Source organism: Candidatus Afararchaeum irisae, assembly GCA_034190545.1.
GTDB lineage: Archaea > Halobacteriota > Halobacteria > Halobacteriales > Afararchaeaceae > Afararchaeum > Afararchaeum irisae.
The window spans coordinates 11,134-34,857 of record JAXIOF010000048.1 but is presented as its reverse complement, the minus strand read 5'-3'; the positions used below and the strand labels follow the sequence as shown (position 1 = coordinate 34,857).

Sequence of the window (23,724 nt, the reverse complement as noted above, 5' to 3'; positions counted from 1 at the left end):
CACTCGTACTGAGACGCCCAGTCGCAGAAGTACAAATCCATTTTAATTAAGACAAACGTAATTGTTTTATGCCCCGAACGAGAGTTCGAAGTATGGCGGTTGAGATAGTCAAGGAGGTGAGTGCGGGTCCTACGAAGCCCGAGGTACGTGGTATACTTCTCCAGAAGTTCAATCTAGAGGAGGACGACAGTTTCCTCGACGTCGGAAGCGGCACGGGTGCTGTCTCGATAGAGGCAGCGCGCCGGGGTGCCGATGTCACAGCAGTTGACAGACGTGAGGAGGCAGTCGAGTCTACACGTGCGAACGTAGAGAACGCTGGTCTTTCCGACTCGGTCGAGGTAGTCCACGGAGTCGCGCCCGACGCGATAGCCGGTGTCGAACCCGACGTCGCTTTTATAGGAGGGTCACGCAGATTCGAGTCTGTTCTGGATCTCTTAGAGGAAAAGGGAGTCAGAAAGGTAGTGATGAACGCCGCACGTCTCGAAACTGCGGCAGAGATGGTATCGGAGTTCAGGGAAAGAGAGATACTCGAAGAGAGCTTCCACATACAGGTCTCGAAGGGAAGGGAGTTAGTGGGACAGACGGCTTTCAAGCCCAACACACAGACATACATGGTAGTCGGATCGTGTGACGGAGGTAAGGGTAACCAGAACGCGAACGAGGAGGGAGACGAGTGACAGTCTACGGAGTCGGCTTAGGACCCGGTAGGAAAGACCTCCTGACTATCGGCGGGAGGGAAGCCCTCGAAGACGCAGACGTCGTCTACACGCCGGGACGTCTCTCGAAACGCGTCGTGACCGAGTACGTCTCGGAGGACAAGATAGGAGACCTCGACTTTCCCATGACTCGCGACCCCGAGAAGCTCAGGGAGGCGTGGAAGGAAGCCGCAGACGAGGTCGCTTCGACTGCGGAGGACCAAGACGCCGCGTTCGCGACACTCGGCGATCCCAATATCTACTCTACTTTCGGACATCTCAGGAGGACACTCGACGCCTTCCATCCCGAGGTCGACGTCGAGATAATACCCGGCGTCAGTAGCGTGACTGCTTTCGCGACGGCTCTGGGTGTCGAGATAGAGGCGGGCTCTAGCCTCGGACTCCACGAGGCGAGCGACGGCGACGCGCCGACTGAGAACGACCGGATGGTTCTGTTCAAGGTCACCGACGCCCCCGAGACGGCGACGAAGCTCGACGACGCGGGCTACGACGTCGTCTTCGGAAGACGTCTCTACATGGAGGAGGGGGACACCGTAGTCACAGAAGACCCCGAGAGAGTCGAGGAGAGGGACTACTACACCCTCGCTTACGCCGAGAGACGGGGTGTCGAGAAGGATACTGCTACGAAGGAGTTCGAGACACAGAATGATGACGAGAACACGAAAAGGACGAAGACAGAGACGGAAACCGAGACAGAGACGGAGGCAGCATGACTGAGACAGACGAAGGCATACCCTTCATAGGAGCGGGACCCGGAGACCCGGGTTTGATGACGGTTCGCGGAAAGCAGCTTACGGAGGACGCAGACCTCGTCGTACACGCGGGGTCACTCGTCAACTCAGAGATACTCAACCTCTACTGTGACGACGCCGAGAAGGTCAACTCAGTGGGTAAGGATCTCGAAGAGCTCGTGCCTCTGATGAGGGACGCCTACGACGAAGGAAAGAACGTCGTGCGTCTCCACTCGGGAGACCCCTCGATCTACGGCGCGGCACTCGAACAGATGGACGCCTTGGAGGAAGAGGGAGTCCCGACCTACTTCGTCTCGGGTGTGACATCGGCTTTCGCCGCCGCGGCGACGCTCCGGACACAGCTTACTCTCAACGAGGTGTCCAACCACGTCGCATTCACTCGTCCACAGGGCAAGACGCTCTCAGAGGAAGAGGATCACATAAGCGACTTCGTCGAGATGGGAGACGTCACGACGTGTATCTACCTCGGTACACACGCAGTCTCAGAGACTATGGAACGTCTCTTGGACGACGGACACGACCCCGAGACTCCCGTCGCAGTCGTCTACCACGCCTCGTGGCCCGACGAGGACGTCATACTCGGAACTATCGAGGACATAGGCGACAAGGTCGAGGAGGCGGGCTACCGTGCGTCGGCGCTCGTAATGATAGGAGAGGCTGTCGAGGGAAGCGGATACGAGAGGTCGTACCTCTACGGCGACTGGGCTTCGGATAATGACAGCGACGACTACGAACAGAAGGACAAAGAGGAGGGTCAGACGTGAGTTCTGATCCCGACTCCGAGGGAGAGGTCGCAAAGGACGTCGCTATTATCTCGTTCGAGAGGAAGATGGAGACAGCCGAAGACGTAAAGCAGGGGATAGAGTCGGAGTACGAGACGGTCGACGTCGTAGAGTACCACTCGGATGTCTTCGAGGAGAACTGGAGGGACTACGACGCCTTCATAGGTCTGATGGCGAGTGGAATCGCGGTCAGAAAGATCGCTCCTCTGCTTGAGTCAAAATGGGACGACCCCGGTATAGTCGTCACAGACGAGGAGCTTACGTGGGCGATACCCATCACGGGAGGACACCACGGCGCGAACCAGGTCGCTAAGGATCTCGAAAAGCTGGGTGCTGTCCCGACGATGACGACAGCGAGCGAGGTCGCGGGGAAGCAGTCGGTCGAGTCGAAGGCTAAGGCACTCGACGCCCACGTAGTCAACGGAGACTCGACTGTGAAGACTAACCTCGCCGTCCTCAACGACGAACTCGACGCCGTGGAACGTCTCGAAGGTCCACGTGCGGTTCTCGTGGGCGACGACGTCACAGTTCTCAAGAGAAACAAGGATGAGAACGAAGGAGTAGTCGTCGGAGTTGGTGCGGTCAGCGACGTCGAGACAGACGACGTCAAGGACGCCGTAGAGACGGCTCTCGGAGAGATCGGAAGAGATGTCGAGGACATCGAGTTCATAGCCACCGCGACGAAGAAGGAGGACGAGGAGGGCATACTCGAAGCCGCGCGCCAGCTCGACGTCGGTGTCGTGACATTCGACAAGGAGACTCTTCAGAGCCACGTCGGACCCAGCGACTCACGTGCCGAGGATCTCGTGGGCTGGCCTGGGGTCGCCGAGTCGTCGGCTCTCGCTGGAAGCAGACAGAGGCAACTCGTACTCGAAAAGAACGCCTACCACAAGGCGGTAACTGTGGCAGTAGCTGAATAAGAATGAGTGAAGGAACATTATACATCGTAGGAATAGGACCCGGAGTCCCCGACAAGATGACACAGGAGGCGCGTGACGTGATACGCGACTCGGAGGTCGTAGTGGCTTCGTCGCTCTACCAGAAGTTCCTCCGTCTCGACGACGTGATCGGGAACAAGATCACAGACGACGAGAGGATAGAGGAACTCGCTGACGAAGACCCCTTCCCGATAGACGAGGACACGGGAGAAGAAGGGCGTTTAGAGGTCACGACTACCCCCGGAGGTGCTCTCTACGTCGAGGGTGCTACACTCTCGGAGGCTGAGGAGAAGGTCGAGGACGAGGGCATAGACGCCTTCATAACCACGCTCGACAGCGGATACGCCGACTACATCGACACGGGAGACGAGGGTGACGGTCAGCTTCTCGTCAAGTCGTCGATGGGAAGACAGGTCGAACTCGCCTACGAGGCGATAGCACGTGTCCGAGAGGGGCAGGACGTCGCACACGTCAGCGGGGGCGATCCCAACACCTACGGCAAGTCGGATCTCGTCTTCAAGGTTCTAGAGCACGCCGACACGACCGACGTCGACGTCGAGATAGTCGAGGGCGTCACCGCGGGGATGAGTGTCTCCGCCGACCTCGGAGCACCGCTGTCGGGAGACTTCGCGACGGTGAGCCTGTCGGACAAATGGCGCGACTGGGACGTCATAGAAGACCGTCTCAGGAACGCCGCGAGGTCCGACTTCGTGATACTCCTCTACAACTGCTGGACGGGGTACGACGAGGCGGCAGATATCCTACAGGAAGAACTCGACGACGAGGTTCCCGTCGGGATCGTCCACGACGCCGGACGTGAGGAACACGGGAGGAACGACGACGGCGAAGTATATAGAGTAACGAACGTCGGAGAGATGAAGGAGTACTCCGACGAGATATCCGGAATGGGTGTCTCTGTCCTCGTCGGCAACTCGAAGACCGAGGTCTGGGAAGCCGACGACAGGGACTACCTAGTTACGCCGAGAGGCGGAAGAGACATAGAGGACTTCTAATATCTAATAACATACAGGTGATCAAAATGAGCACAGACTCCAACAGTACGACTGAGACGAGCACAGACACAGAATCGAAATGCGGCGGATCGACGGAGACAGACAGCAGGAGTTCGTCGGGTGGCTGTACCGCCAACACGTCGGACGACGACCTTGACACGTCCGACTCGACATGGGAGCCCGGCGAGAGATGGAGGAGCACAGACGTAACCGCAGGAGACGAGTCGGAGTTCGGAAGCTTCACTGTCGTCGGACTCGGTCCGGGTAGCGTCGAGGAAATGACACAGAAGGCTATCGAGGCACTCGACGAAGCCGACCACATAGTCGGATACGAGACCTACGTCGATCTCCTTCCCGAGAAGGTGAAGGAGGGAACCGAGATATTCTCGACGCCGATGTGTGGCGAAGTCTCAAGAACCGAGGAGGCTGTCGACCGCGTCTTAGACGGAAACGACACTGCGATAATCGGAAGCGGAGACCCCAACGTCTACGCACTCGGAAGCCTCTCAATGGAGCTTTTAGAGTCGAAGGGCGCGACACCCGAGGCGGTCGACTTCGACGTGGTCGCCGGAATCCCCGCAGCACAGTCGTGTGGCGCGCGTCTCGGCGCGCCGTTCGTCAACGACACCGTGACGGTCAGTCTCTCCGACTACCTCACGCCGATGCCCGAGATAGAGTCACGTCTCCACTCGGCAGCGAGAGAGGAGTTCACGATAGTCATATACAACCCGTGGAGCCGTAAGAGACGTGACAACTTCGAGAAGGCGGTCGAGATACTCCAGCACCACCGTCCCGACGACACTCCCGTGGGAATAGTCAGAGACGCGGGACGTGAGGACGAGGTCTCGAAGGTCGTCCCCCTCGGAGAGCTCGACGACTGGGGCGAGACCGATCTCATCACGATGACGACGACACTTATAGTCGGAAACGACGAGACGTACGTCTGGAACGACAAGATGGTGACACCGCGTGGCTACCACCAGAAGTACGACTACTGATGACCGAGTACGAGATAGAGCTCGACCGTAAGAACTGCGACGGGATATTCGCGTGTCTCGTCCGTGACGACGTCCATCTCTACGAGGACGTCAAGGGCGAGAAGGTCGGAGTCAAGGACGCCGAGATAGAAGACGGAGTAATGAGAGGAGAGTTCGACGACGACCTGATCGACGACGCAGTCTCGGCGGCAGAGGCATGTCCACCCGACGCCCTCAGGGTCGTGAGAGACGGAGAGACGGTCGCACCCGAGGTGGAAGAATGAGCACCGGGGTTCAGAGTATAAGTATAAGCCTCGGAGACGCCGAGGGCGTACGTACACGAGACCTGCGTCAGAGATCTAGTGTCCTCGTAGGTGACGACGCCGTCTACGTCGGGGAGGCGGACGGCACTGTCTCGGCGTACGACATCGTCGACGGCGAACGTCTCTGGTCGGTCGAGGGAAGAGGAAACGTCGTGAGCTTAGACGAGAGGGGCGGCAGACTGATAGTCGGAGAACGCGCCGAGGGAGGCGTCGTGAGGTCTCTCGACAAGGAGAACGGAGAGACAGGATGGAGCTACGAGACGTCACACGACGTAGGCGAGGCGACGAAGGATCACCAGCTCTACTACCCCTACGTCGTCGACGTCGTGGCTGACGACACCGTATACGCCGTCTCACGGCGGTACGACCGCGGAGAGTCGAGAAGCTGGTCGTGCTGTGTCTACGCCTTCGACGACGCTGGGGAAGTACTCTGGAGATACGAGAACGACGCCTCTCCGATAAACGCGAGCCTGAGGGAAGACGGTGAGAGGCTCGCCGTAGGGTTCAACAGGGCGGGAGAGAGCCACGACAACGGCTTAGTCGTACTCGACACCGAGACGGGCGACCTGAGTATGACGTGGGATCCCGGCACACAGGGAAACAGACGCGTGGGTGACGTCTCGTTCTCCGGCGACGAAATCGGAGTGGCGAGCCACGGCGACTACTCGGGCTATCTTCTGAGTGGGGCGGGAGGCGAGGTCTGGCGACGCGAGATCTCGGCGAAGAGAGACGTCGACGGAGACACCGTATACGCCTATCCCAACCACGTCCACGCTTCCGACGACGCTGTAGTCTTTGTCACCGGAAACACCTACGCCGAGGAGACGAGGAAGCCCGACTCACTACATCCGCGTGAGAACAGCCTGATAGCCTACTCGTCCGACGGCGAAGAGCTATGGGAAGACGACCTCGGCGGCTTCTCACAGAGAATATCGTATGACAGCGGCGTCTTAGGAGTCGCCTCGGCTCAGAACCTCAGGACGCGTGACCCCGACGTCCACGGTGTCAAGATCTACGACACACAGGCGGAGTCGAACCCCGTCATAGACCATCTCCACACCGAGGGGGTCGTCACTGCTGTCGACGTAGACTCCGAGAGCCGTAGGTTCGCCGCGGTCGAGGAGCCGATGGAGTACGACGACGAGGACGGTCTGAGAGGCGAGTACAGATTACACGTCGGTGGTATGGATGTCTGACGCTAACTCTGACTCCGGCTTAGAGACACACGCGGAGACAGAGATCGAAGTTAACATTCCGCCGCTCGACGACGACGCGGTGGAGAAAGCGAGACAGCGTCAGTCACGTCTCACGAAGCCCGAGGGAAGCCTCGGAGACCTCGAAGACCTCTCGGTGAGGATAGCAGGTATGAAGGCGAATCCGACGCCGAGGCTCGATCAGAAGGCGGTCGTAACCATGGCGGGAGACCACGGAGTGGTAGAGGAGGACGTGAGCGCGTATCCCCCCGAGGTCACCGCACAGATGGTCTATAACTTCCTCGAAGACGGTGCCGCGGTCAACTCCCTCGCCGACGTCGCCGACGCCAGAAACGTCGTAGTCGACATGGGGGTCGCCGAGGAGATAGAGTCGCCCGACCTCGTAGACAAGAAGGTCGACTACGGTACATCGAACATAGCAGAGGAGCCCGCTATGACACGGAGCGAGGCGGTCGAGGCGGTCGAAGCCGGACGTGAGGTAGTCCGTGAACACGCCCCGGACGCCGACGTGATCGGTCTCGGTGACATGGGAATAGGAAACACGACGCCGTCATCGGCTGTGACCGCCTACGTTGCCGACGCTACAGCCGAGGAGGTCGTCGGAAGAGGCACGGGGGTCGACGACGACTCACTCCGGAAGAAGACAGACGTGGTCGAGACAGCCGTCGAGAGAGCCGATCCCGAAGACGCGATAGATGTCTTAGCAGAGCTCGGAGGCTACGAGATGGGAGGTCTCGCGGGAGTCGCACTAGAAGCCGCGTCACGCCGTATACCCGTCGTAGTCGACGGATTCATAACCGGCGCGGCGTGTCTCGTCGCTGCCGAGATAGAGCCCGACGTCACCGACTACCTCTTGGGATCACACTCGTCGGTCGAGTCGGGACACGAGGTTCAGTTCGACTGTCTCGGAGTCGATCCTCTCTTCGACCTCGACCTGCGTCTCGGCGAGGGAACGGGAGCGTGTCTCGCCTTCAACGTCTTCGAGAGCGCGTGTACGACGCTGAGGGAGATGGCGACCTTCGACGACGCGGGCGTCTCCGACTCGTGACATAACGTGACATGACATAAAATGATACACTCGACGAAGCCGAGACAGTTCGTGGTTCTCGGACACGACGCTCCGACGGAGCCCGACTTCTCTCTCGACTCGTTAACTCAGGGGAGACTCGACCTCCTGTGCAGATGCGTAACCTCGTCGTTCGTACTCTCCCACTCGTTGCGTGACGACACGCGTCTCTACCTCGTCCTGAGCGACGAGGTGACTCTGAGGTTCGAGGGCGACGAACTCAGACATCTCAACCCCGACGAGAGGAGCACGGCGTCCCTCATACGGAAGGCTCTCAAGAAGAAAGACGACGTAGTCGGAATGGTCGAGGCGGAGTCGACGCCGGGAATATACGTGTCACGGAAGGGATTCGACGACGTCCTGAGCGGGATAGACACAGACACAGACTCGGAAACGAGCGTCGACGTAGTAGAGCTACACGAGGACGGCGAGCCCGTGACACAGATAGAGACAGACATCGAGGACGGAAGGGAGCGTAATCTGTGTTTCGTCCTCTCGGATCACCATGACCTCACAGACGGCGAGTCACGTCTCGTCGAGGAGGTTCGGGACAGACGTGTGAGTCTGGGATCTAAGAGTCTCCACGCCGACGACTCGATCACTCTCGCGCATAACTACCTCGACACACGCGGGTACGAGAAGTACAAGCTTTAACCCGCTGGACTCCCGACTTTTTGGTATGTCAGGAAGAGACTCAAACTCAGACGAAGCCGACTCCGACGACGAGAAGTCGAGAGAGGAGAAGCTTGAGGAGATGATGGGAGGAGAAGACGCGATGGCTCAGATGCTCGGTGCGATGGGAGGCATGGGCGGAGGAATGATGGGAGGAAGAGGACGTGGCGGAGGAGACGACGACCGTACGGCGATGGAGGTCAGAGGACTCGCGAAGGAGGTCGAGGAGCTACGTAACGAGATGATGCAGACACGTAAGGCTATCGAACGTATCGCAGACAGCCTCGAAGACGACGAGTAAACCGCCGTAGGTCAGACGAGTATAACGACCACGAGTCCGGCGAGTATGGTGAAGGTGAGAACTGCTTGTACGGCGTTCGTCGCTAAGAGTCCGACTGTGGTGTAGGCGGCGGTTCGGAGACTCCGTCGATGGTCGCCGCTACGCCGGTACTCGACCACGAACACAGTTCCGACTGATCCGAGAAGTACCCCGGCAGGTCCAAGGGTTAGAAGTCCCACGACACCAGCTACACCCGCGACGGCAGCCAGCTTAGTGGATGCTCCTCCCACCTTCGCCGCGAACATCCCTCCGAACCAGTCTACGGCTATGACTACGAGTCCGACAGACGTGAGTAGAGCCAGTACGGCTAATCCGGGATCGGAGTAGCCGGTCGAGAACCAGTAGATGTATACGCCCGAAAGCGACAGGATCGCGCCGGGTATGAGAGGCAGAAAGCTCCCGAAGACGCCGAGTGCTGCGAGTACCACGGCGACCACGACGAGAGGTTCGAGACCGAGAGCCATCGTCTTTGTCTCAGGGCTGTTGAGACTTACTCTTTAGGTTCGGATCAGATAACTAACCCATGGATGACTACAGCCTCAGGAGTCCGTTGACGACTAAGAGTCCAACTGTAAGTACGAAGAAGGGACCCAGAGCGACGGTCACAGCGATTGCCTCTCCAGTTGTGACTGCGTCGGTGAAAAAAAGTGCGACAGGAACCGCGAGGAAACACGCGCTCAGAGCAAACGAGACGGCTAAGACACGTCGGTCAGCCTCGGGACGGCTCAGGTCATCCACATCCAGACCCAGACTGTCTACTACGTCGGGGTCTCTGAGAGGTCCTATCTGACCGTCCGAGCCGTCGGACTCGACTTCGGAGACACCGACTGTCAGTGTTCCGAGGACTCTGTCAGAGATACGGTTCACGGCTGAGACGCATTCGTCATCGACTGACCCGGTCTCGACAGCCCACTGTATCTCGTCCACGAGTCTGTCGTAGGCTACGAGGTGGTCTCGGCGTATCTGGTACTCGACACCTCCGTGTACGAGGTAATGGCTTCCGACCTTTGTGAGGGCTATCAGAGCTACTACCGAGAGACTGATCCCGACGCCCAACCATCCGAAGGCGAGTCCACCGAGTACGATCCCGGCTACGGCTAAGTATCCCAGACGGCTCATGAGTCCGACTGCGACATTTGCGACCGAGCTAAGAAGTACCGCACGTGTGTGAGTTGTGACGCTTACCTCGGGCTCGGCTTCGAGAACCGAGTCGTCGATCTGTGATCTCAGCTTCTCCTCGGGCGGCTGGATGTCTTGTGTCGCGCCGAGGAGCTTTCTGAGTATCCTGCTGTCTCGTGGCTCTCCTATGTAGTCGACGTAGAACGAGTAGGAGTCGTTGACGAGGTTGGCTCCGACCACGGCAGTCAGTAGAATGAGTCTGCCCGACTCGGACTCTAATCCGCCCGCGAACGGCAAGACGAGTATGAGGAGAAGCACACGTCTCGCGGGAACAGCGGCGATCCTGCGCGCCGAGACGTCTTCGTACTCACGTCGTCGTATGTACTCTGTCTCGAACTCAGCCGCCTGTGAGAAGACGTAGCTGAGAACTGAGACAGCCACGCCGAGAGTCAGAACTTCGGAGAGACTCACCGAGACTTGGAGACCGAGAAAGAGACCGAAGAGCACGAGGAGCGAAGTCGAGATCCCGAGTATACTGAGACTGATAGGTATGTTTCTGACGTAGAGACTCGGGAGACTCCGTAGGCTCAAGCCGCCGCGTTTGTGACGTAGCTCTTCGAGAGGGAGACGGCTTCCAACATCGATCTCCTCTGAGGCGCGCTCCGCGAAGAGGGCTTTAGCCGAGGCAGTCACCGACGAGACGACCGCCTCTGCCCAGTAGAGAAAGAGAACCTTCTCGGTCGACCAGCCTAAGACAACGACACCGGCGAGAGGCACGAGGCTGAGAGCCAGTGTCCCAGCGAGTAGAAATCCCTTCTGACGCGTTCTCACATAAGACGGTTCGACGCCGTCTTACATAAATCCGTCAGAGTACCCCGACTCCAGAAATGCTTAGTACCCCGACAGCCGAGAGTCGGTATGTCTCTTCCGGGACGTCTGAGGAGCCAGGACAACGCTGTCCTGATTACCGCGGTACTCGTGGGTCTCGTCGGAGCCTACTGGTTCAACACGGCTTTCGGTTTCGAGGGGAGCTTTCTACTACTCCTTACTCTCGCTAACTCGGTACCGAGAGCCTACTCAGAATACTGGGTCAGGTACTCGTCAGACACGAAGGCTGTAGCCTGGACAGTCGGGGCATCTGTAGTCGCAGGAGCCGAGTTCACGGGTGTATACGTCGCGGGAGTAAGTCTTCTGTCTGTGTCTCGGCTCGTGGCAAGCACCGGCGCGTTCGTAGCCGTCCATCTCGGCAACTACGTCTGGCTGAGAGTACTACGGAACGATGGCTTCTAGGGAAGATCCAGCCATCCCGTGTACCCCATTTTATTTTCGAGTCTCCACTGAAGTATATTGACAGGGAGAGGTACGGTTAGTAGTGCGGGAAACACCCAGATAGTTGGAAGCCCTCGTATGAGTATCCAGACCAGACTTGCGGTTCCGATTATCGAGACACAGACACAGCCGAAGAGATAGAGGTGGTAGAGGACAACTGTGTCGGTTATCTGATGTTGACTGTATTTCGTAGGCGCGAGTAGTACACTGAGCGGAGCCATCAGTACGAGAACTCCCGAGATGAAGAGGGAAGCCTGTTCGAACACAGGAGGAGCCATACACCAAGGACAGTTTGACTATACAAAGGACTTCTTGTTATCTATGTGGGATCATTCTTTTAAATACCACAAGTCCTTAATGAAATAAGAATAATCTCTTCTATATGCTGAGGAAGGACTCTGAACTGCGTGAGGAGGTCAGTCCTCTTACTCTTCTCTCAGCAGTTGGAGTTGTCGTAGTAGCCCGGGTGTTCTTCGATATTTCGTGGGGGACAGTAGCTGTCGTGATCGTTTCAGGTCTACTCAGTCAGACACTCGAACTTAATAGATCGAGATTTGACAGGAGATACGTCAAGGTCGCGGTGGGGGTTGGAGTGGTTACGGCAAGTTTAGGTATGGGGTATATCTCATTCTCCGGGGACAGCGGAGAGCTATGGCTTCCTGCGGTACTGTTAGTTTTCGGAGTCTGGATACTGCTGGATGGTTTGGCTGATTTCTACGACAGAAGCAGTCCGGGTTCCAGACACGACGAGATGGAAGACCTGTCGTCGACTGACTTGTTTCTCTTGATGAGCCATTCACATCTCATCGCGGATAAACTCAGAGACAGACCACAGGACATCGAGAGTCTGTCCAAGGAGTGTGAACTCACCGAGTCGCGTGTGAAGGAAGCCATCGAATACCTCGTGGATTCGGGCGTTGTACACAGGGAAGAGGAGAAATATGTCCTCGATGAGACCGAGACAGGTCTGGTGGCTTTTGTACGAAAAACACTGATAGGATTTGTGAGGCGAGCTATACGTCCAGTTAGCGTAATACGATGAAAGTCCTAGAATCAGTAGATAGTCTAATACTCGGAGACAGACACGAAAGAAGACTGGGAGTTCTCGCCAGTATAGTAGTAGGTCTTGGGACGTTCGTGGGATATGCGATAGGCGTATTTGGGGTAGAAGGCGGAGTTATCTTTCTTCCCGGGGACGCAACTGCCGTTGGTATGATAATGTCTGTCTCCCTAGGGTATCGGAAACAGCCATTACTCGTCTCTTGGATCGCCGTCTTCGGGTCATATTTCGGTTTCAACGCTGACTGGGCTTTCTTCGGACTTTCTAGCCGGAGTCTGGCAGAAAAGACAGCGTTTCTTCTCGACCCGGAGAGTCTATTTGTGTTTAGCGTAGCCGCGGTCGTTTTCGGCACCTTGGGATTCGGCGTCGGATACGTCGCAGCACTCGTAGTCGAGTATCTGAGATGAGGGAGTTCACTGTCCTAGATACCCCGAGTCCCACGCAAACAGAACTGTGAATACAGTGAAGAATACTATGACTAAGACTAACCTCTGTGGACTCCCGGGATCGGGACTCTCCTCGAAGAGAGTAACCCCGACAAGGCTGGCTGTTAACAGTGAGAACAACAATGACAAGACGTACTTGACGGCTGGTCTGCCCATGCCCGTGTTCTCGTCCATATCTATGTTTGGGACATCTATCAGTAAAACTGGGACTGGTGAACTGGGACCGTTGAGATTCGAACTCAAGTCCGACCGCCCCCAGCGGCCGAGGATAACCAAGCTACCCTACGGTCCCTCTATCTATGTCTTGGACTGTTTGTGCTATAAGAGCTTTGTTTTGATTCTTATACGGGAGGTTTTATCGTGTAAGAAGACGAATCTCGGCTAAGCACATGCATTTGAGTCTGAGTCCTACGACGAGGAAAGCTCTGTCTCTGTTGTTCTTACTCGTTGTATGTGTCGAGCCGGTTTCGGCTACGATACACGTCCCTGCTGTGACGAAAGACGGAGACCAGGGTAGTGTCGCCGAGGTCGACGTGGTCATAAGTGAAGGAACCGGAGAGGTCACGGTCGAGGGAACCGACGGAACCGAGATAGGCGACACTCTGAGAGGGAGTGCGTACCTCGCGGCGTTCGTCGCGAGCGACATGACAGACATAGACATGTCGAAGTACGACTTCGTATACAGAGTCGAGATCAACTCCGAGAAGATCGACGGACCGAGCGCGGGCGCGGCTATGGCTGTCGAGACCGTAGCCGAGATAGAGGGCTGGGAGACTGACGACACAGTAATTACGGGAATGGTCAATCCCGACGGTAGCATAGGTCCTGTAGGAGGAGTCGAGAGTAAACTCAACGTCTCGGCGTCGGAGGGATACGACAGGCTCGTAGTTCCGACGGGGCAGACGAGGATAAAGGATATAGAGAGAGGCCCGCGAGGATCGAGAATCACCGAGAAGACCAACCTGACTAAGATCGGTAACCAGAGAGGCATCGAAGTAGTAGAAGTCGGCTCTGTCGCAGAAGCAGTCGAGGTAGTCACAGGTAAGAAGGTGTCAAGTGATAAGAACAAAGTGAATATGAACGCGTCTGTGAGGTCGGAGTCGTTCACGAGACGTATGAGAGGTCTCGCCTCGAATCTCAGAAACTCTTCGTACGCCCTCCTCGAAGAGTCGCGCGAGAGAGGCATAAACACGACTCAGGCTGAGAACGAGATCGAGAGAGGGGAGAGCTACTTCGACAACGAGTCTTACTACTCGAGCACGAGTGCCTTCTTCCAGTCGATGATAACGATGAGGTCGGCGATATTCGAGAGGAAGATAGAGAACGAGGGGCTCGATGCAGTCAAGCAGGAAGTAAGGAACGAGATAGACACGAGCAAGGAGTACCTGGAGTCACGGAGAGAGACGACCGCACTAACGGGACTGCAGGCTTCGGAGTCACGTATAACGAAGGCTGAGGCACGTCTCGAAGGCGTCGGTAGTCTCGACTCCACGGAGGTCGATGTCGCAGCAAACAGGCTCGGCTTCGCGTACGAGAGGGCGAGAACCGCACGTTACTGGGTCAACGTGACACAGCAGCCCGAGTCGGAGACACGCGACTACCCGCGTATAAAGACGGTCGCGAAGTCACATCTCGACAGAACCGAGAGAGTCTGGGACTACTTCCAGGTGATGTTTGACCTCCCGGATAACTTCAGACCCAACAGCCTGACTACCGCACGCACCAACTACGAGAAGGGCTACTACTACGGCTCGATGATCGACTCGCTGTCGGCGTTCGGAGTCCTCTCGGCTCGTCTCCAGTCGTTCGACGTCAACCCCAATATCACACGTGAGTACAAGACCTCGAAACGTGAGGCAAGAGCTGAGATACTCGACGCACAGAGAAAAGGAATAGACTCGACACTCCCAGTGAGCCTCTACCTGTTTAGCCAGAACTCGCTCGAAGACGAGAGGATGAAGTTCGAGGTCTACGAACAGGCAAAGCTGATAGCCAAGTACAACGCACAGATAAAGGAGCCACCCTCGAAGACGCCCGCGGGTCTCGAAAGAGTGACTGATCCCGTCGTAAACGGCGAGTCGGAGAGCCTCATCAGACCCGGGACACCCCTCGCAGTCGCGGCTCTCGTCTTAGTGGGTCTCCTCGCGTCGGTCTTAGTGAGACGTCTCAAACCCAAACACTGACCATGCTCGTACTCGGAACCTCCTCCCACGCCGGAAAGAGTACCGTAGTGACCGCGCTATGCCGTTTTCTGTCAGACGAGGGCTACGAAGTCGCGCCCTTCAAGGCGCAGAACATGAGCAACAACTCGTGGGTGACCTCCGAAGGAGGTGAGATGGGAATCTCACAGGCGGTACAGGCGTGGGCGGCGCGGAAGGAGCCATCCGTCGAGATGAACCCCGTCCTCCTAAAGCCGAAGGGCGACGGCGTCTCACAGGTGATACTCCTCGGAGACGTACACGGCGACAGGGAGACGACCGAGTACTACGACGAGTTCGACGAGATGAGACGCCACGCAAGAGAGGCGTACGAGAGACTCGCAGACGAGAACGACGTCGTAGTCGCCGAGGGCGCGGGAGGAGCCGCCGAGATAAATCTACACGACCGCGACCTGTCTAACATAGAGACAGCAAGATTCACCGACTCGTCTGTACTTCTCGTCGCCGACATAGAGAGAGGCGGCGTCTTCGCGAGCGTCTACGGCACAGTTGAGCTACTTCCCGACGACATACGTGAGAACTTAGAGGGTATCATAATCAACAAGTTCAGAGGCTCGCTCGACGTTCTGGAGCCGGGTCTCGAAGACCTCGAAGACCTCACCGGAGTCCCCGTCTTAGGCGTCCTTCCCCACACCGACCTCGACCTGCCCTCGGAGGACTCGCTGTCGATAGACGACAGATCAGGAGGAGGCTCCGAAGACGCAAGTGTAGAGGTCGGCGTCGTACGTCTCCCGCATATCTCGAACTTCACCGACTTCGAGCCGCTCGAAGCCGACCCCCGCGTGAGTCTGAGGTACATCGACCTCGACTCTTCGTTAGATGATCCCGACGCCGTCGTGATACCGGGGACTAAGAACACAGCCGACGACCTCGTGAGTCTGAGAGACACCGACCTCTTCGACGAGATAAGATCGTACGGCGGCGTCGTAGTCGGGATCTGTGGGGGCTACCAGATGCTCGGCGAGTCGATTATAGATGAGGGCGCGGAGTCGGTCGCCGATGAGAGACAAGAGATAGAGGGTCTCGATCTCTTACCCGTCAGAACGCGGTTCGACTCCGACGACGAGAAGACGACGCGTCAGGTGGAGCTAAGATCAGGAGAGGAGGGGATTCTCTCGGGCTTTGAGGACACCGTAGAGGGGTATGAGATACATATGGGGGAGACGGAGGCTCTCGGTGACGACGACGAGGTCGAGGTCGAGGTCGAGACGGCTTTCGGAGACGACGGCTTCGTCACCCACAGAGTCCTCGGAACCTACCTACACGGTCTCTTCTCTAACGACGGCTTCAGGGAGTTCTTCGTCAAGTCCCTAGGAGGAGCCGAGAAAGACCTCGATGTCTCCAACCCGTACGACGAGGCGGCACGTCTCGTTAGGCAGAACCTCGACACCGACGTTATACTTGAGATGGCGGAGTCAGAGAAGAGCTAGTCGTCTATCTCATAACTGAGTAGCTCGACCGCCTTCCGGGCTATACAGTCGCGGTTCTCGTCCCTGTCTCCGTCACACTCGATCCTTTCGACGACAGTATAAGACTCCTCCGACCCCCAGTCTCCGGCGTACGAGACAGCTACGTAAGCCGTTCCTACGGGATCTTCGTCGTCGCCGCCCGTAGGTCCCGCGTAGCCCGTGGTCGAGACACCCCACGTCGTCACGGCTCTGTCGCGCGCCGCCTTCGCCATCTCGGCTGCGACCTCTTCGCTCACAGCACCGTGTCGGTCGAGTGTCTCCCGGTCTATCCCGAGATGTCTCGTCTTCGAGTCGTAGGTATAGGTCACGAATGCGGTCTCGAAGTAGTCGCTCGCTCCGGGCGTCCTCGTCAGTAGGTACGCCACCCTTCCGTCGGTACACGACTCAGCGGTCGCTACAGTCGAGTCGGTTCTCCGGAGGGCGTTCGAGGCACGTCTGTGTAGATCCGACATGGTCTTGTCTTGGTTTATACTCCCACCTCCGGGGACATAGTAGTTTCCGACAGCTTAAAGTGACGAGACAGCGTACTCTGACGGTATGAGAAGGGAGTTCCTCGAGAGGCTGGGAGTCAGGAGAAACGCCGTAGTCGGCGGCGTGTTAGGTGTAGTCGTAGGGGGCTTCTTCTTCTACGCCCGGACTCTCAACGCCGGGAACAACACATATCCCCTATATCTTTACGCGGCTCTGTCAGTAGTCTCGGCAGTCGCGCTCACGGGCTTCGTGACTATAAGCCTCACACTCGCCAACTGGCTGAGACTCGGTATGAAGGAGACGGAGACAAAGACGGAGTGAGTCAGCTTCTAGACCGCGCCATCTTCTTGAGACGTTTCTTGCCCGAACGCGTGCCTCTCGCTATCACTGTGTCGTCGGCTTCGAGACGTGTCTCAGCGTAGGGGTTGTATATCCAGCCTTCATCTCGTCTCACAGCCATGACGTGCATGCCCGTCTCAGTCTCGAGGTTGAGACTCCGTAATGTCTCTGAGTCGAGCTTACTCCCTTCCTCGACCCCGACCTGGGCTATTATCTCGTTGCTCTCCATAACAGCCTCGGCGAAGACGGGATGGGGATCCATGTCACGCATAGTTACGTCAGCCATCTCAAGTGCGGCGTCCGAGATGACCTCCGACGAGATAGCGAGATGTATGAGTCCTCTCAGATCCGAGGGATTCTCGACCTGACACGCTGACTCGAGAACCCAGTCCTCTAAGTTCTGCATGAGTTCGTCAGTCTCCGACTCCAATACCTGAACCTGGCTCGCTAGCCTCTCGTTCTCGAAAAGTATAGCACTGTAGGCGAGACCCACCGACAGCTCCGCCTTGTTCTTCATCGCTATTATCGCCTTGACCGCCCTGTCGAGATCCTCTATCGCGCTCGCGACGGCACCCTCGTAGCTCTTCTCCTCACGAGTCGCCTTGAGATGGACGTCCCTCAGACCCTCCTCGGGTCCCTCACAGAAGACGACGTCGTTCTTGAGGACACGTGTCTCCTTCTGTGGCGCGAATATCCAGTCGTTGTCACGTTTTATGGCGAAGACATGAGCCCCTGTCTGTGTTTCGAGGTCAGTCTCCCCGAGTGACTTACCCGCGATCTCGGAGTCTTCCTCGACAGTCACACGCATCACCGACTCCTTAGCCTCGGGGAGAGCACCCCTCAGCGACTCAGGAAGACCCATCTCCCTGAGGAGAACCTCGGCTATGTCCTCGGCGGCGTTCGATATCTTCTCGGCGGCTCCGACTATCTGAAAGATTCCGACTAGCTTCTCTGCGTCGTCGGAGCTTCGCGCGGCGAGCATCAGAGCGATACGTGCGTGGTACTGGAGGACGTTCATCCTCTCTTCGAGTTCGAGAACCTCCTGCGCTATCTCACGGTTCTTGAAGAGGACAGCGGAGTAGGCGAGGTCGACCATGAGCTCGGAGGTGTCCTTCATCTCCGTGAGTATCTCCTTGACGTTACGTGGCTCGTACTCTATGCCGCGCATTAATACACGGTTAGTCGTCTATGAGGTAAATCTTTGGTATGTCTTGTCACAGACAGTAAGACGGACGTCTGACACAGGGTATATGAGGTTAGAAGTCAACTCTGAAGTAAGATGGATGAGCCGTCCGTACGTTCTACTCAGAAGGAGACCGACGACTCGGGATCGGAGGAGGGGGGTGAACTCCCGAGACACGACCCGTCTGAGTCTAACCCCGATACTGATACTGAGAGAGACTCCGAGGAGTTCCTCGAGGTAGACCTGAGAGACGAGGGCCTCAGAGACGGCTTGTCTAAGCTGACCGACCTGCACGATCTCAGACAGGAGTACGAGGAAGAGATAAGTAGGCACGAGGACGAGAGAGAGAGGCTCAAAGAGAGGATAGAAGAACTCGAAGACGAAAACGAGAGGCTCAGACGTGAGAAGAGGGAGGCTGAGTCGAGGCTCGAAGAGCTGACAGAGACGGTAGAGGAAGAGAGACGTAGCCGGTCGGAGGAGGTCGAGGAGCTTAGAGACAGGCTCAAGTCGGTCAAGAGGGACAGGAAACAGCTCTACACGAAGCTCAAGTCACACGAGGCGAAGATCGAGAAGAAGGAGGAGAGGTACAGAGAGGCTCTTGAGGATCTGGAGGAGAAAGCCGAGGAACGCATAGAGGGTCTCGAATCGACTGTCGCACGTCTCGAGTACGAGAAGTCGAAGCTGATACAGGACAGGGAGGACAGGCGGAAGATAAAGGCGTACCTCAAGAAACAGAAGGAGTACCGTGAGGCTTCGCTTCCGAGACGTATCAAATGGTGGATCTTCGGAAGGTAGGATACTGACGAGGCTGACGTTACGTGACAGGAGTTAAGTCGAGCCACATGGATAGAACTGTATGGATCAGACGCGCGGAACCGTCTTAGAGAGGAGCGCGGAGATCTACAGAGACGCGGTTCCTGTTCTCTTAGTCAGCCTCGTCGGGGGTCTATTCGCGGGTGTATTTCTCGGCGGAAACGCAATGAGGTCGGCGATGGAGTCGGTGCCGGGTCTTCTCGTGATGGTTCCCGCAATGCTCGCTACGAGAGGCAACGTATACGGCTCGCTCGGGGCTCGGATCTCGACGGGTCTACACCAGGGTCTCGTAGAGCCGAGGTTCGAGTACGACGAGAGACTCGCGAACGCCGTCACGGCTTCGGTCGTAAACGGAGTATCGATCTCTGTTCTGATAGGACTCGCGTCGTGGCTACTCCTGCCTCTCCTCGGAAGACAGCCCGCTCCGCTTCCGAGTCTGATAGGTATATCCGTCGTGGCTGCGGTTCTGAGTGCAGTCACACTCACGTTTTTCCTCCTGGTCGTACTCTTCGCGGGATACAGACGCGGTCTCGATCCCGACCTCCTCATAGGTCCTATAGTCACGACCTCGGGAGACGTATTTGGAGTCGTCTACCTCTATGTTGGAGTTCTCGTAGTAGATGGGGGCTTACTCTGATGTCGGTGTCCTCGTCGTGGGACGTCCGAAGGCTAGTGGGCTCTACTTTTCCGCTCCTCGTCGTCCTGTCGGCTCTCGAAATGGGCTCGGGGGTGATACTCAAAGGTCTCCGGAGGTCTTACCTACAGAACCCTTCGCTACTCGTCTTAGTTCCCGTCATGATAGGCATGGGGGGAAACCTCGGCTCTATGCTGTCGTCACGTCTCTCGACAAGTCTCCATCTCGGAACCATGAGGCTCGACCCACGTGATCCGGCTGTGGCGTCGAACATAGTCGCTGTCTTCGGGCTAGCCCTGACTGTCTTCGTTCTCCTCGGCTTCTCTACGTACGGTCTGAGCATAACAGTCATAGGCGGAAGTCTGAGCCTCGCAACAGTCCTCACGGTCTCTGTGGTGAGCGGAACCGTACTCGCGTCGGTTGTAGTAGTGGTGAGTCTCGTGGCGACATACCTCGCTTACGTCACGGGTGTCGACCCCGACGACGTCGTAATACCCGTTGTGACCAACGTCTGTGACATACTCGGAGTCGTGATACTCACCGCCGTGGTGGTCTTAGTCGTCTAAGCTCAAGTTCGACGAGAGCCAGTCGACGTACTCCTGAGGCTTTCCCTCTATGTCAAGTGCGTCGACGCCGTGTCCCTCTCCTTCGTACTCCTCGACCTTCGCTCCCAGAGACTCGCCGATGCTTCCCGCCTCGTTTCTCGCGGCTTCGGATCTGTCCTCCGAGAAGTATCCCACGAGTGCCGGCTTGTCGTATGTCTCAGCCTCCTCAACGACATCTATCCCCCTGTACGACTTCGCGGGTGACAGGAGGAGGAGTGCGTCGGGGTCGCCCTCAGAGACGTAGTCGAGAACCGTGTTGGCACCTATGCTAGCACCCGCCATTCCGGTTCGGGAGTCGTCGGCTCCCCTCTCGAAGAGATAAGACTCCGCCGCCGCGACGTCGTTGACCATGCCTCTGAAGTCAGCCTCCTCGAAGCTCTGCCAGTCACCCTCGCTCTCGCCGTGTCCTCTCAGGTCGACAGAGACTACGCTGAAGCCTTCGTGAGCGAGGAGTCTCGGGAAGTCTCCCCACTGACTCCTGTCGCCGCCGAGCTGGTGAGCAAGTACGACAGCCGGCGGAGTCTCTTCGTCGGAAGCGTAGTAGGTAGCCTCTATACCAACACCGTCCGACGCCGTCAGAGACACCGTCTCGGGCTCTATCTCGGCTTCCGATCCTCCTGTACATCCAGCCACCGAAGCTGTCAGAGCTGTTCCCCCGACCAAGCCGAGGAATCTACGTCTCGTGTGCATACTTTCCGTTAGCTTCTTACGTCACCGCTCCTACAGTAACTCCGAAAGGCACTAACTTAAAGTCTTTCGGGCATATGCCCCAAATTTACGTGTAATTTACCCACATTTTCGAATTTTACTTGACAAATGTCGTAGCTAATACGTCGAAGAAAGTTTTATGTACAGTTCTCGGTAAGAGTACAGTATGTCTCCGACAGAGATTACCAAGGATGAGGCAGACGAGATAGACGCAGACATGGAGATAGACGTAACAGGAGAGGTATGTCCGTATCCCCAGCTTGAGGCGAAGAAGGCTATGAAGAAGCTGTCGCCGGGAGAGACATTCGTCGAGGTAACCGACCACGTCGACTCGGTCGAGAACGTTCCCGAAGTAGTCGGTGACGACGGCGATGTCAAGTACTGGGACAACGACGGCACGTTCCACCTCTACGTCACGATGGCGTAGATAGGCTCTGACGTACAGTTCACAGACAACCCAGCTTATTCATCTTATAACACAGGAAAAAATGGCAATAGGATTAGGGGGACTCGTACTTTCGGTAGTCGTCGGAACAGCTATCGGGGTGTTCATGCAGAAGGGGAGGTTCTGTTTCGTACACGCCCTGAGAGACTTCATCGCCTTCAAGGACTCACGTGTCACCAAGGGAGTCGTCTCGGCGATAGGCGTCACTATGCTCCTCTGGGCAGGTGTCGCCACGGTTATGGGAGGCGCGAACTGGTGGACTTCGTCGATATCGCTCTTCGGCATCATAGGAGGCATAATCTTCGGCGTCTCGATGACATATGCCGGGGGATGTGCGAGCGGAACACTCTACCGTGCAGGAGAGGGATACGTCCAGTTCTGGATAACACTCGTCTTCATGGGTGTCGGATACATAGTTTACAGCGTTCTGTTCCCGACTCTCTCGCCTATCAAGTCATCACTCACGTTCGCGGAGGGATTCTCACTCTTCGAGATGGGACTTCCGCCGATAGTCATGGGAGTGATAGGAGCCGGAGCGATCGTCGTGGCTTACGTCGTCTTAGTCGGAAGAAAAGTCGCCGACTCGGGAGCGGGCATCTCGGGTGCTGAGTCGGCACAGGCTAACATGGGAGTCTTCGCCGCGGGATGGAACAGTTTCAGTCAGGGAACTAAGTCGTACGTCTCTGGCTTCTTCGACTCCGACAAGAGCTTCGCACAGAGGATGAAAGACCCGTGGAGTGCCAAGACGGCGGGAATCGGAATCGGATTCGTGAGCATACCGTGGTTCGCCTACATGAACACGATAGACGGCTACTCGGGTGCGTACATAGCGATGACAGGACCCGAGGTCGGCTGGCTAGCACTCATACTCAACCCGGTAGTCGACCTCCAGAATGTCTCGTTCACAGGACCTTTCGGATACATAGCGGCGTTCTACCAGAAAAATCTCTCGATGGGTCCGTCTAACGCCGTAGTCCCGGGTGCTATAGCACCACCGATGCTCCTAGTCGCCTCACTCGTCTTCGGAGCTTTCTTAGCCTCGCTCTGGAGCGGCGAGTTCGACATAAGGATGCCTAAGATGAAACGCGTCCCGAACGCCGTCGTGGGTGGTCTGGGTATGGGCATAGGTTCGAGGATGATACCCGGCTGTAACATAGCCAACATGTACTCGGGTCTCGCTCAGCTTACGATGAACGCAGTCGTCGGAACCGTCGGAATGGTGATAGGTGTCTATATAATGACCCACTGGATGTACAGAGACATAGGCTGTGAGCTCTAGAAGCTGCCGGTTATAGAGAAGAGATTGCCGTTCTGGTTTCCGAGAAAGACTCTTTCTCCTACCACAGCGGGCGACGACCTCGTGCCGTAACGTGTCTTGAGACTCCAGACCTCCGACGCGTCGTCTCTCGACACCGCATATATATTTCCGTTGGAGCTTCCGAAACAGACGGTCTCAGCCGTAACAGCAGGCGAGGATCTTATCTCACTCCCCGCGGAGAAGCTCCAGACCTCTTCTCCCGACTCGGCGTCAACTGCGTAGAGGCTTCCGTCGAGGCTCCCGAAGTAGACGACCCCCTCGGCTAAGGCGGGTGAAGTAAGAATCTTGTCCCCCGTCTCAAAGCTCCAGTTCTCGGAGCCGTCGTTCTTCGACAGGGAGTAGAGGCTACCGTCGGTACTTCCGACATACAGGCTGTCGTCTCCGAGAGTAGGTGCTGCCTCTATCTCGTAGCTCTTACCCCATCTCATACTTCCGTCCATAGTGAACGAAATTACCTGACCGATGTCGCTTGCGGTGTAGACACCCGACTCGTCGACCGCGGGCGAGACGCGGACTGCGTACTGCTGGTTGCTGTTCCAGGCTTCCTCACCCGACTCGGCGTCGACGGCGTAGACACGTCCGTCGGTGCTCCCTATGTAGACTGTTCCGTCGTAGACAGCGGGTGCTGTATGTATCTCGTCACGTGTCGAGAACTCCCACTCAGGAGTGCCGTTGGAACTGTCGATGGCGTAGAGGTCGCCTCCGACTGTTCCGGCATAGACCGTCGAGCCGTCTTGGCTGACTGCGGGAGAGGCTCTTATCTCGTCGCCGAG

The 23,724-nt window shown here is 57.0% G+C and carries 30 protein-coding genes and 1 tRNA gene; 22 read left to right on the top strand and 9 right to left on the bottom strand.

The features are described from left to right. Positions 1 to 68: 68 nt before the first annotated feature. Genes cbiT through SV253_06410 form a run of 11 tightly spaced genes read left to right on the top strand, consistent with a single transcriptional unit; the run spans position 69 to position 8,754 of the window. Positions 69 to 677, top strand: coding sequence for a precorrin-6Y C5,15-methyltransferase (decarboxylating) subunit CbiT (gene cbiT, locus SV253_06460; GenBank protein MDY6775704.1), 609 nt, complete (start codon positions 69 to 71; stop codon positions 675 to 677). Next, positions 674 to 1,429 carry a cobalt-factor II C(20)-methyltransferase gene (locus tag SV253_06455; GenBank protein MDY6775703.1) on the top strand — a complete coding sequence of 252 codons (756 nt, stop codon included), beginning with the start codon at positions 674 to 676 and terminating at the stop codon, positions 1,427 to 1,429. Before cbiT ends, SV253_06455 begins: the two co-directional genes overlap by 4 nt. After that, positions 1,426 to 2,232, top strand: coding sequence for a cobalt-precorrin-4/precorrin-4 C(11)-methyltransferase (locus SV253_06450; GenBank protein MDY6775702.1), 807 nt, complete (start codon positions 1,426 to 1,428; stop codon positions 2,230 to 2,232). The genes SV253_06455 and SV253_06450 overlap by 4 nt, the downstream gene beginning before the upstream one ends. After that, entirely contained in the window at positions 2,229 to 3,170 is a 942-nt protein-coding gene (cbiG, locus tag SV253_06445) for a cobalt-precorrin 5A hydrolase (GenBank protein MDY6775701.1), read from the top strand. Before SV253_06450 ends, cbiG begins: the two co-directional genes overlap by 4 nt. Positions 3,171 to 3,172: 2 nt before the next feature. After that, the gene (locus SV253_06440) at positions 3,173 to 4,201 is read left to right on the top strand and encodes an SAM-dependent methyltransferase (GenBank protein ID MDY6775700.1); all 1,029 of its coding nucleotides are present in this window, start codon (positions 3,173 to 3,175) and stop codon (positions 4,199 to 4,201) included. Between the two features lie 26 nt (positions 4,202 to 4,227). Continuing rightward, positions 4,228 to 5,199, top strand: coding sequence for a precorrin-3B C(17)-methyltransferase (gene cobJ / locus SV253_06435; GenBank protein ID MDY6775699.1), 972 nt, complete (start codon positions 4,228 to 4,230; stop codon positions 5,197 to 5,199). Continuing rightward, positions 5,199 to 5,462, top strand: coding sequence for a ferredoxin (locus SV253_06430; protein ID MDY6775698.1), 264 nt, complete (start codon positions 5,199 to 5,201; stop codon positions 5,460 to 5,462). Before cobJ ends, SV253_06430 begins: the two co-directional genes overlap by 1 nt. Beyond that, positions 5,459 to 6,697: a PQQ-binding-like beta-propeller repeat protein gene (locus SV253_06425; GenBank protein ID MDY6775697.1), complete on the top strand. Its 1,239-nt coding sequence runs from the start codon at positions 5,459 to 5,461 to the stop codon at positions 6,695 to 6,697. Before SV253_06430 ends, SV253_06425 begins: the two co-directional genes overlap by 4 nt. Continuing rightward, the gene (cobT, locus tag SV253_06420; protein ID MDY6775696.1) at positions 6,690 to 7,763 is read left to right on the top strand and encodes a nicotinate-nucleotide--dimethylbenzimidazole phosphoribosyltransferase; all 1,074 of its coding nucleotides are present in this window, start codon (positions 6,690 to 6,692) and stop codon (positions 7,761 to 7,763) included. The genes SV253_06425 and cobT overlap by 8 nt, the downstream gene beginning before the upstream one ends. Before the next feature lie 21 nt (positions 7,764 to 7,784). Then, a complete protein-coding gene (gene trmY / locus SV253_06415) occupies positions 7,785 to 8,435 on the top strand; it encodes a tRNA (pseudouridine(54)-N(1))-methyltransferase TrmY (GenBank protein MDY6775695.1) in 651 nt (216 codons plus the stop codon). Between the two features lie 25 nt (positions 8,436 to 8,460). After that, positions 8,461 to 8,754, top strand: a complete 294-nt coding sequence (locus tag SV253_06410) for a hypothetical protein (protein ID MDY6775694.1) — start codon at positions 8,461 to 8,463, stop codon at positions 8,752 to 8,754. A gap of 11 nt (positions 8,755 to 8,765) precedes the next feature. Here the strand turns inward: SV253_06410 and SV253_06405 are convergent, their stop codons facing one another. Both SV253_06405 and SV253_06400 read right to left on the bottom strand, forming a co-directional pair. After that, positions 8,766 to 9,257 (bottom strand): DUF456 domain-containing protein, encoded by a 492-nt coding sequence (locus SV253_06405; GenBank protein ID MDY6775693.1) that lies wholly within the window; start codon positions 9,255 to 9,257, stop codon positions 8,766 to 8,768. 67 nt (positions 9,258 to 9,324) lie between these two features. Beyond that, a complete protein-coding gene (locus tag SV253_06400; GenBank protein MDY6775692.1) occupies positions 9,325 to 10,743 on the bottom strand; it encodes a DUF6498-containing protein in 1,419 nt (472 codons plus the stop codon). An 87-nt stretch (positions 10,744 to 10,830) separates the two neighbouring features. On the opposite strand from SV253_06400, the gene SV253_06395 reads away from it, so the two are divergent. Next, on the top strand, positions 10,831 to 11,202 hold the full coding sequence (locus SV253_06395; GenBank protein ID MDY6775691.1) for a hypothetical protein: 372 nt from the start codon (positions 10,831 to 10,833) through the stop codon (positions 11,200 to 11,202). On the opposite strand, the gene SV253_06390 is transcribed toward SV253_06395, so the two are convergent. Further along, entirely contained in the window at positions 11,199 to 11,519 is a 321-nt protein-coding gene (locus tag SV253_06390) for a hypothetical protein (protein MDY6775690.1), read from the bottom strand. The two genes, SV253_06395 and SV253_06390, sit on opposite strands and share 4 nt — an antisense overlap. 104 nt (positions 11,520 to 11,623) lie before the next feature. Here SV253_06390 and SV253_06385 point away from each other — a divergent pair, with 104 nt between their 5' ends. Then, positions 11,624 to 12,283: a hypothetical protein gene (locus SV253_06385; protein MDY6775689.1), complete on the top strand. Its 660-nt coding sequence runs from the start codon at positions 11,624 to 11,626 to the stop codon at positions 12,281 to 12,283. A gap of 176 nt (positions 12,284 to 12,459) precedes the next feature. Then, positions 12,460 to 12,708, top strand: coding sequence for a hypothetical protein (locus SV253_06380; GenBank protein MDY6775688.1), 249 nt, complete (start codon positions 12,460 to 12,462; stop codon positions 12,706 to 12,708). Positions 12,709 to 12,714: 6 nt separating this feature from the next. On the opposite strand, the gene SV253_06375 is transcribed toward SV253_06380, so the two are convergent. After that, positions 12,715 to 12,921, bottom strand: coding sequence for a hypothetical protein (locus SV253_06375; protein ID MDY6775687.1), 207 nt, complete (start codon positions 12,919 to 12,921; stop codon positions 12,715 to 12,717). Positions 12,922 to 12,965: 44 nt separating this feature from the next. Continuing rightward, positions 12,966 to 13,039 (bottom strand) — tRNA-Pro (locus SV253_06370). Between the two features lie 142 nt (positions 13,040 to 13,181). Between SV253_06370 and SV253_06365 the strand changes: the two genes are divergently transcribed. Both SV253_06365 and SV253_06360 read left to right on the top strand, forming a co-directional pair. Next, complete coding sequence (locus SV253_06365; protein ID MDY6775686.1) at positions 13,182 to 14,930, top strand: S16 family serine protease; 1,749 nt, start codon at positions 13,182 to 13,184, stop codon at positions 14,928 to 14,930. Between the two features lie 2 nt (positions 14,931 to 14,932). Then, positions 14,933 to 16,396, top strand: coding sequence for a cobyric acid synthase (locus SV253_06360; GenBank protein MDY6775685.1), 1,464 nt, complete (start codon positions 14,933 to 14,935; stop codon positions 16,394 to 16,396). Here the strand turns inward: SV253_06360 and SV253_06355 are convergent. Then, positions 16,393 to 16,887, bottom strand: coding sequence for a CinA family protein (locus SV253_06355; protein ID MDY6775684.1), 495 nt, complete (start codon positions 16,885 to 16,887; stop codon positions 16,393 to 16,395). The genes SV253_06360 and SV253_06355 overlap by 4 nt on opposite strands. Positions 16,888 to 16,972: 85 nt before the next feature. Between SV253_06355 and SV253_06350 the strand changes: the two genes are divergently transcribed. Next, positions 16,973 to 17,227 (top strand): hypothetical protein, encoded by a 255-nt coding sequence (locus tag SV253_06350; GenBank protein ID MDY6775683.1) that lies wholly within the window; start codon positions 16,973 to 16,975, stop codon positions 17,225 to 17,227. A 1-nt stretch (position 17,228) separates the two neighbouring features. Here the strand turns inward: SV253_06350 and SV253_06345 are convergent, their stop codons facing one another. Further along, on the bottom strand, positions 17,229 to 18,413 hold the full coding sequence (locus tag SV253_06345) for a TrkA C-terminal domain-containing protein (GenBank protein ID MDY6775682.1): 1,185 nt from the start codon (positions 18,411 to 18,413) through the stop codon (positions 17,229 to 17,231). Positions 18,414 to 18,524: 111 nt separating this feature from the next. On the opposite strand from SV253_06345, the gene SV253_06340 reads away from it, so the two are divergent. From SV253_06340 to SV253_06330, 3 genes are all read left to right on the top strand, one after another. Further along, positions 18,525 to 19,223 (top strand): hypothetical protein, encoded by a 699-nt coding sequence (locus SV253_06340; protein ID MDY6775681.1) that lies wholly within the window; start codon positions 18,525 to 18,527, stop codon positions 19,221 to 19,223. A 61-nt stretch (positions 19,224 to 19,284) separates the two neighbouring features. Continuing rightward, a complete protein-coding gene (locus SV253_06335; protein MDY6775680.1) occupies positions 19,285 to 19,878 on the top strand; it encodes a magnesium transporter in 594 nt (197 codons plus the stop codon). Continuing rightward, positions 19,878 to 20,441 (top strand): magnesium transporter, encoded by a 564-nt coding sequence (locus tag SV253_06330; protein MDY6775679.1) that lies wholly within the window; start codon positions 19,878 to 19,880, stop codon positions 20,439 to 20,441. The genes SV253_06335 and SV253_06330 overlap by 1 nt, the downstream gene beginning before the upstream one ends. On the opposite strand, the gene SV253_06325 is transcribed toward SV253_06330, so the two are convergent. After that, the gene (locus SV253_06325) at positions 20,430 to 21,170 is read right to left on the bottom strand and encodes an alpha/beta fold hydrolase (protein ID MDY6775678.1); all 741 of its coding nucleotides are present in this window, start codon (positions 21,168 to 21,170) and stop codon (positions 20,430 to 20,432) included. The two genes, SV253_06330 and SV253_06325, sit on opposite strands and share 12 nt — an antisense overlap. Before the next feature lie 184 nt (positions 21,171 to 21,354). Here SV253_06325 and SV253_06320 point away from each other — a divergent pair, with 184 nt between their 5' ends. Then, positions 21,355 to 21,615, top strand: coding sequence for a sulfurtransferase TusA family protein (locus tag SV253_06320; GenBank protein ID MDY6775677.1), 261 nt, complete (start codon positions 21,355 to 21,357; stop codon positions 21,613 to 21,615). Positions 21,616 to 21,676: 61 nt separating this feature from the next. Next, positions 21,677 to 22,912 (top strand): YeeE/YedE family protein, encoded by a 1,236-nt coding sequence (locus SV253_06315; protein ID MDY6775676.1) that lies wholly within the window; start codon positions 21,677 to 21,679, stop codon positions 22,910 to 22,912. Here the strand turns inward: SV253_06315 and SV253_06310 are convergent. Further along, positions 22,909 to 23,724: PQQ-binding-like beta-propeller repeat protein (locus SV253_06310; protein MDY6775675.1), on the bottom strand; the 816-nt coding region annotated here is incomplete at its 5' end. The two genes, SV253_06315 and SV253_06310, sit on opposite strands and share 4 nt — an antisense overlap.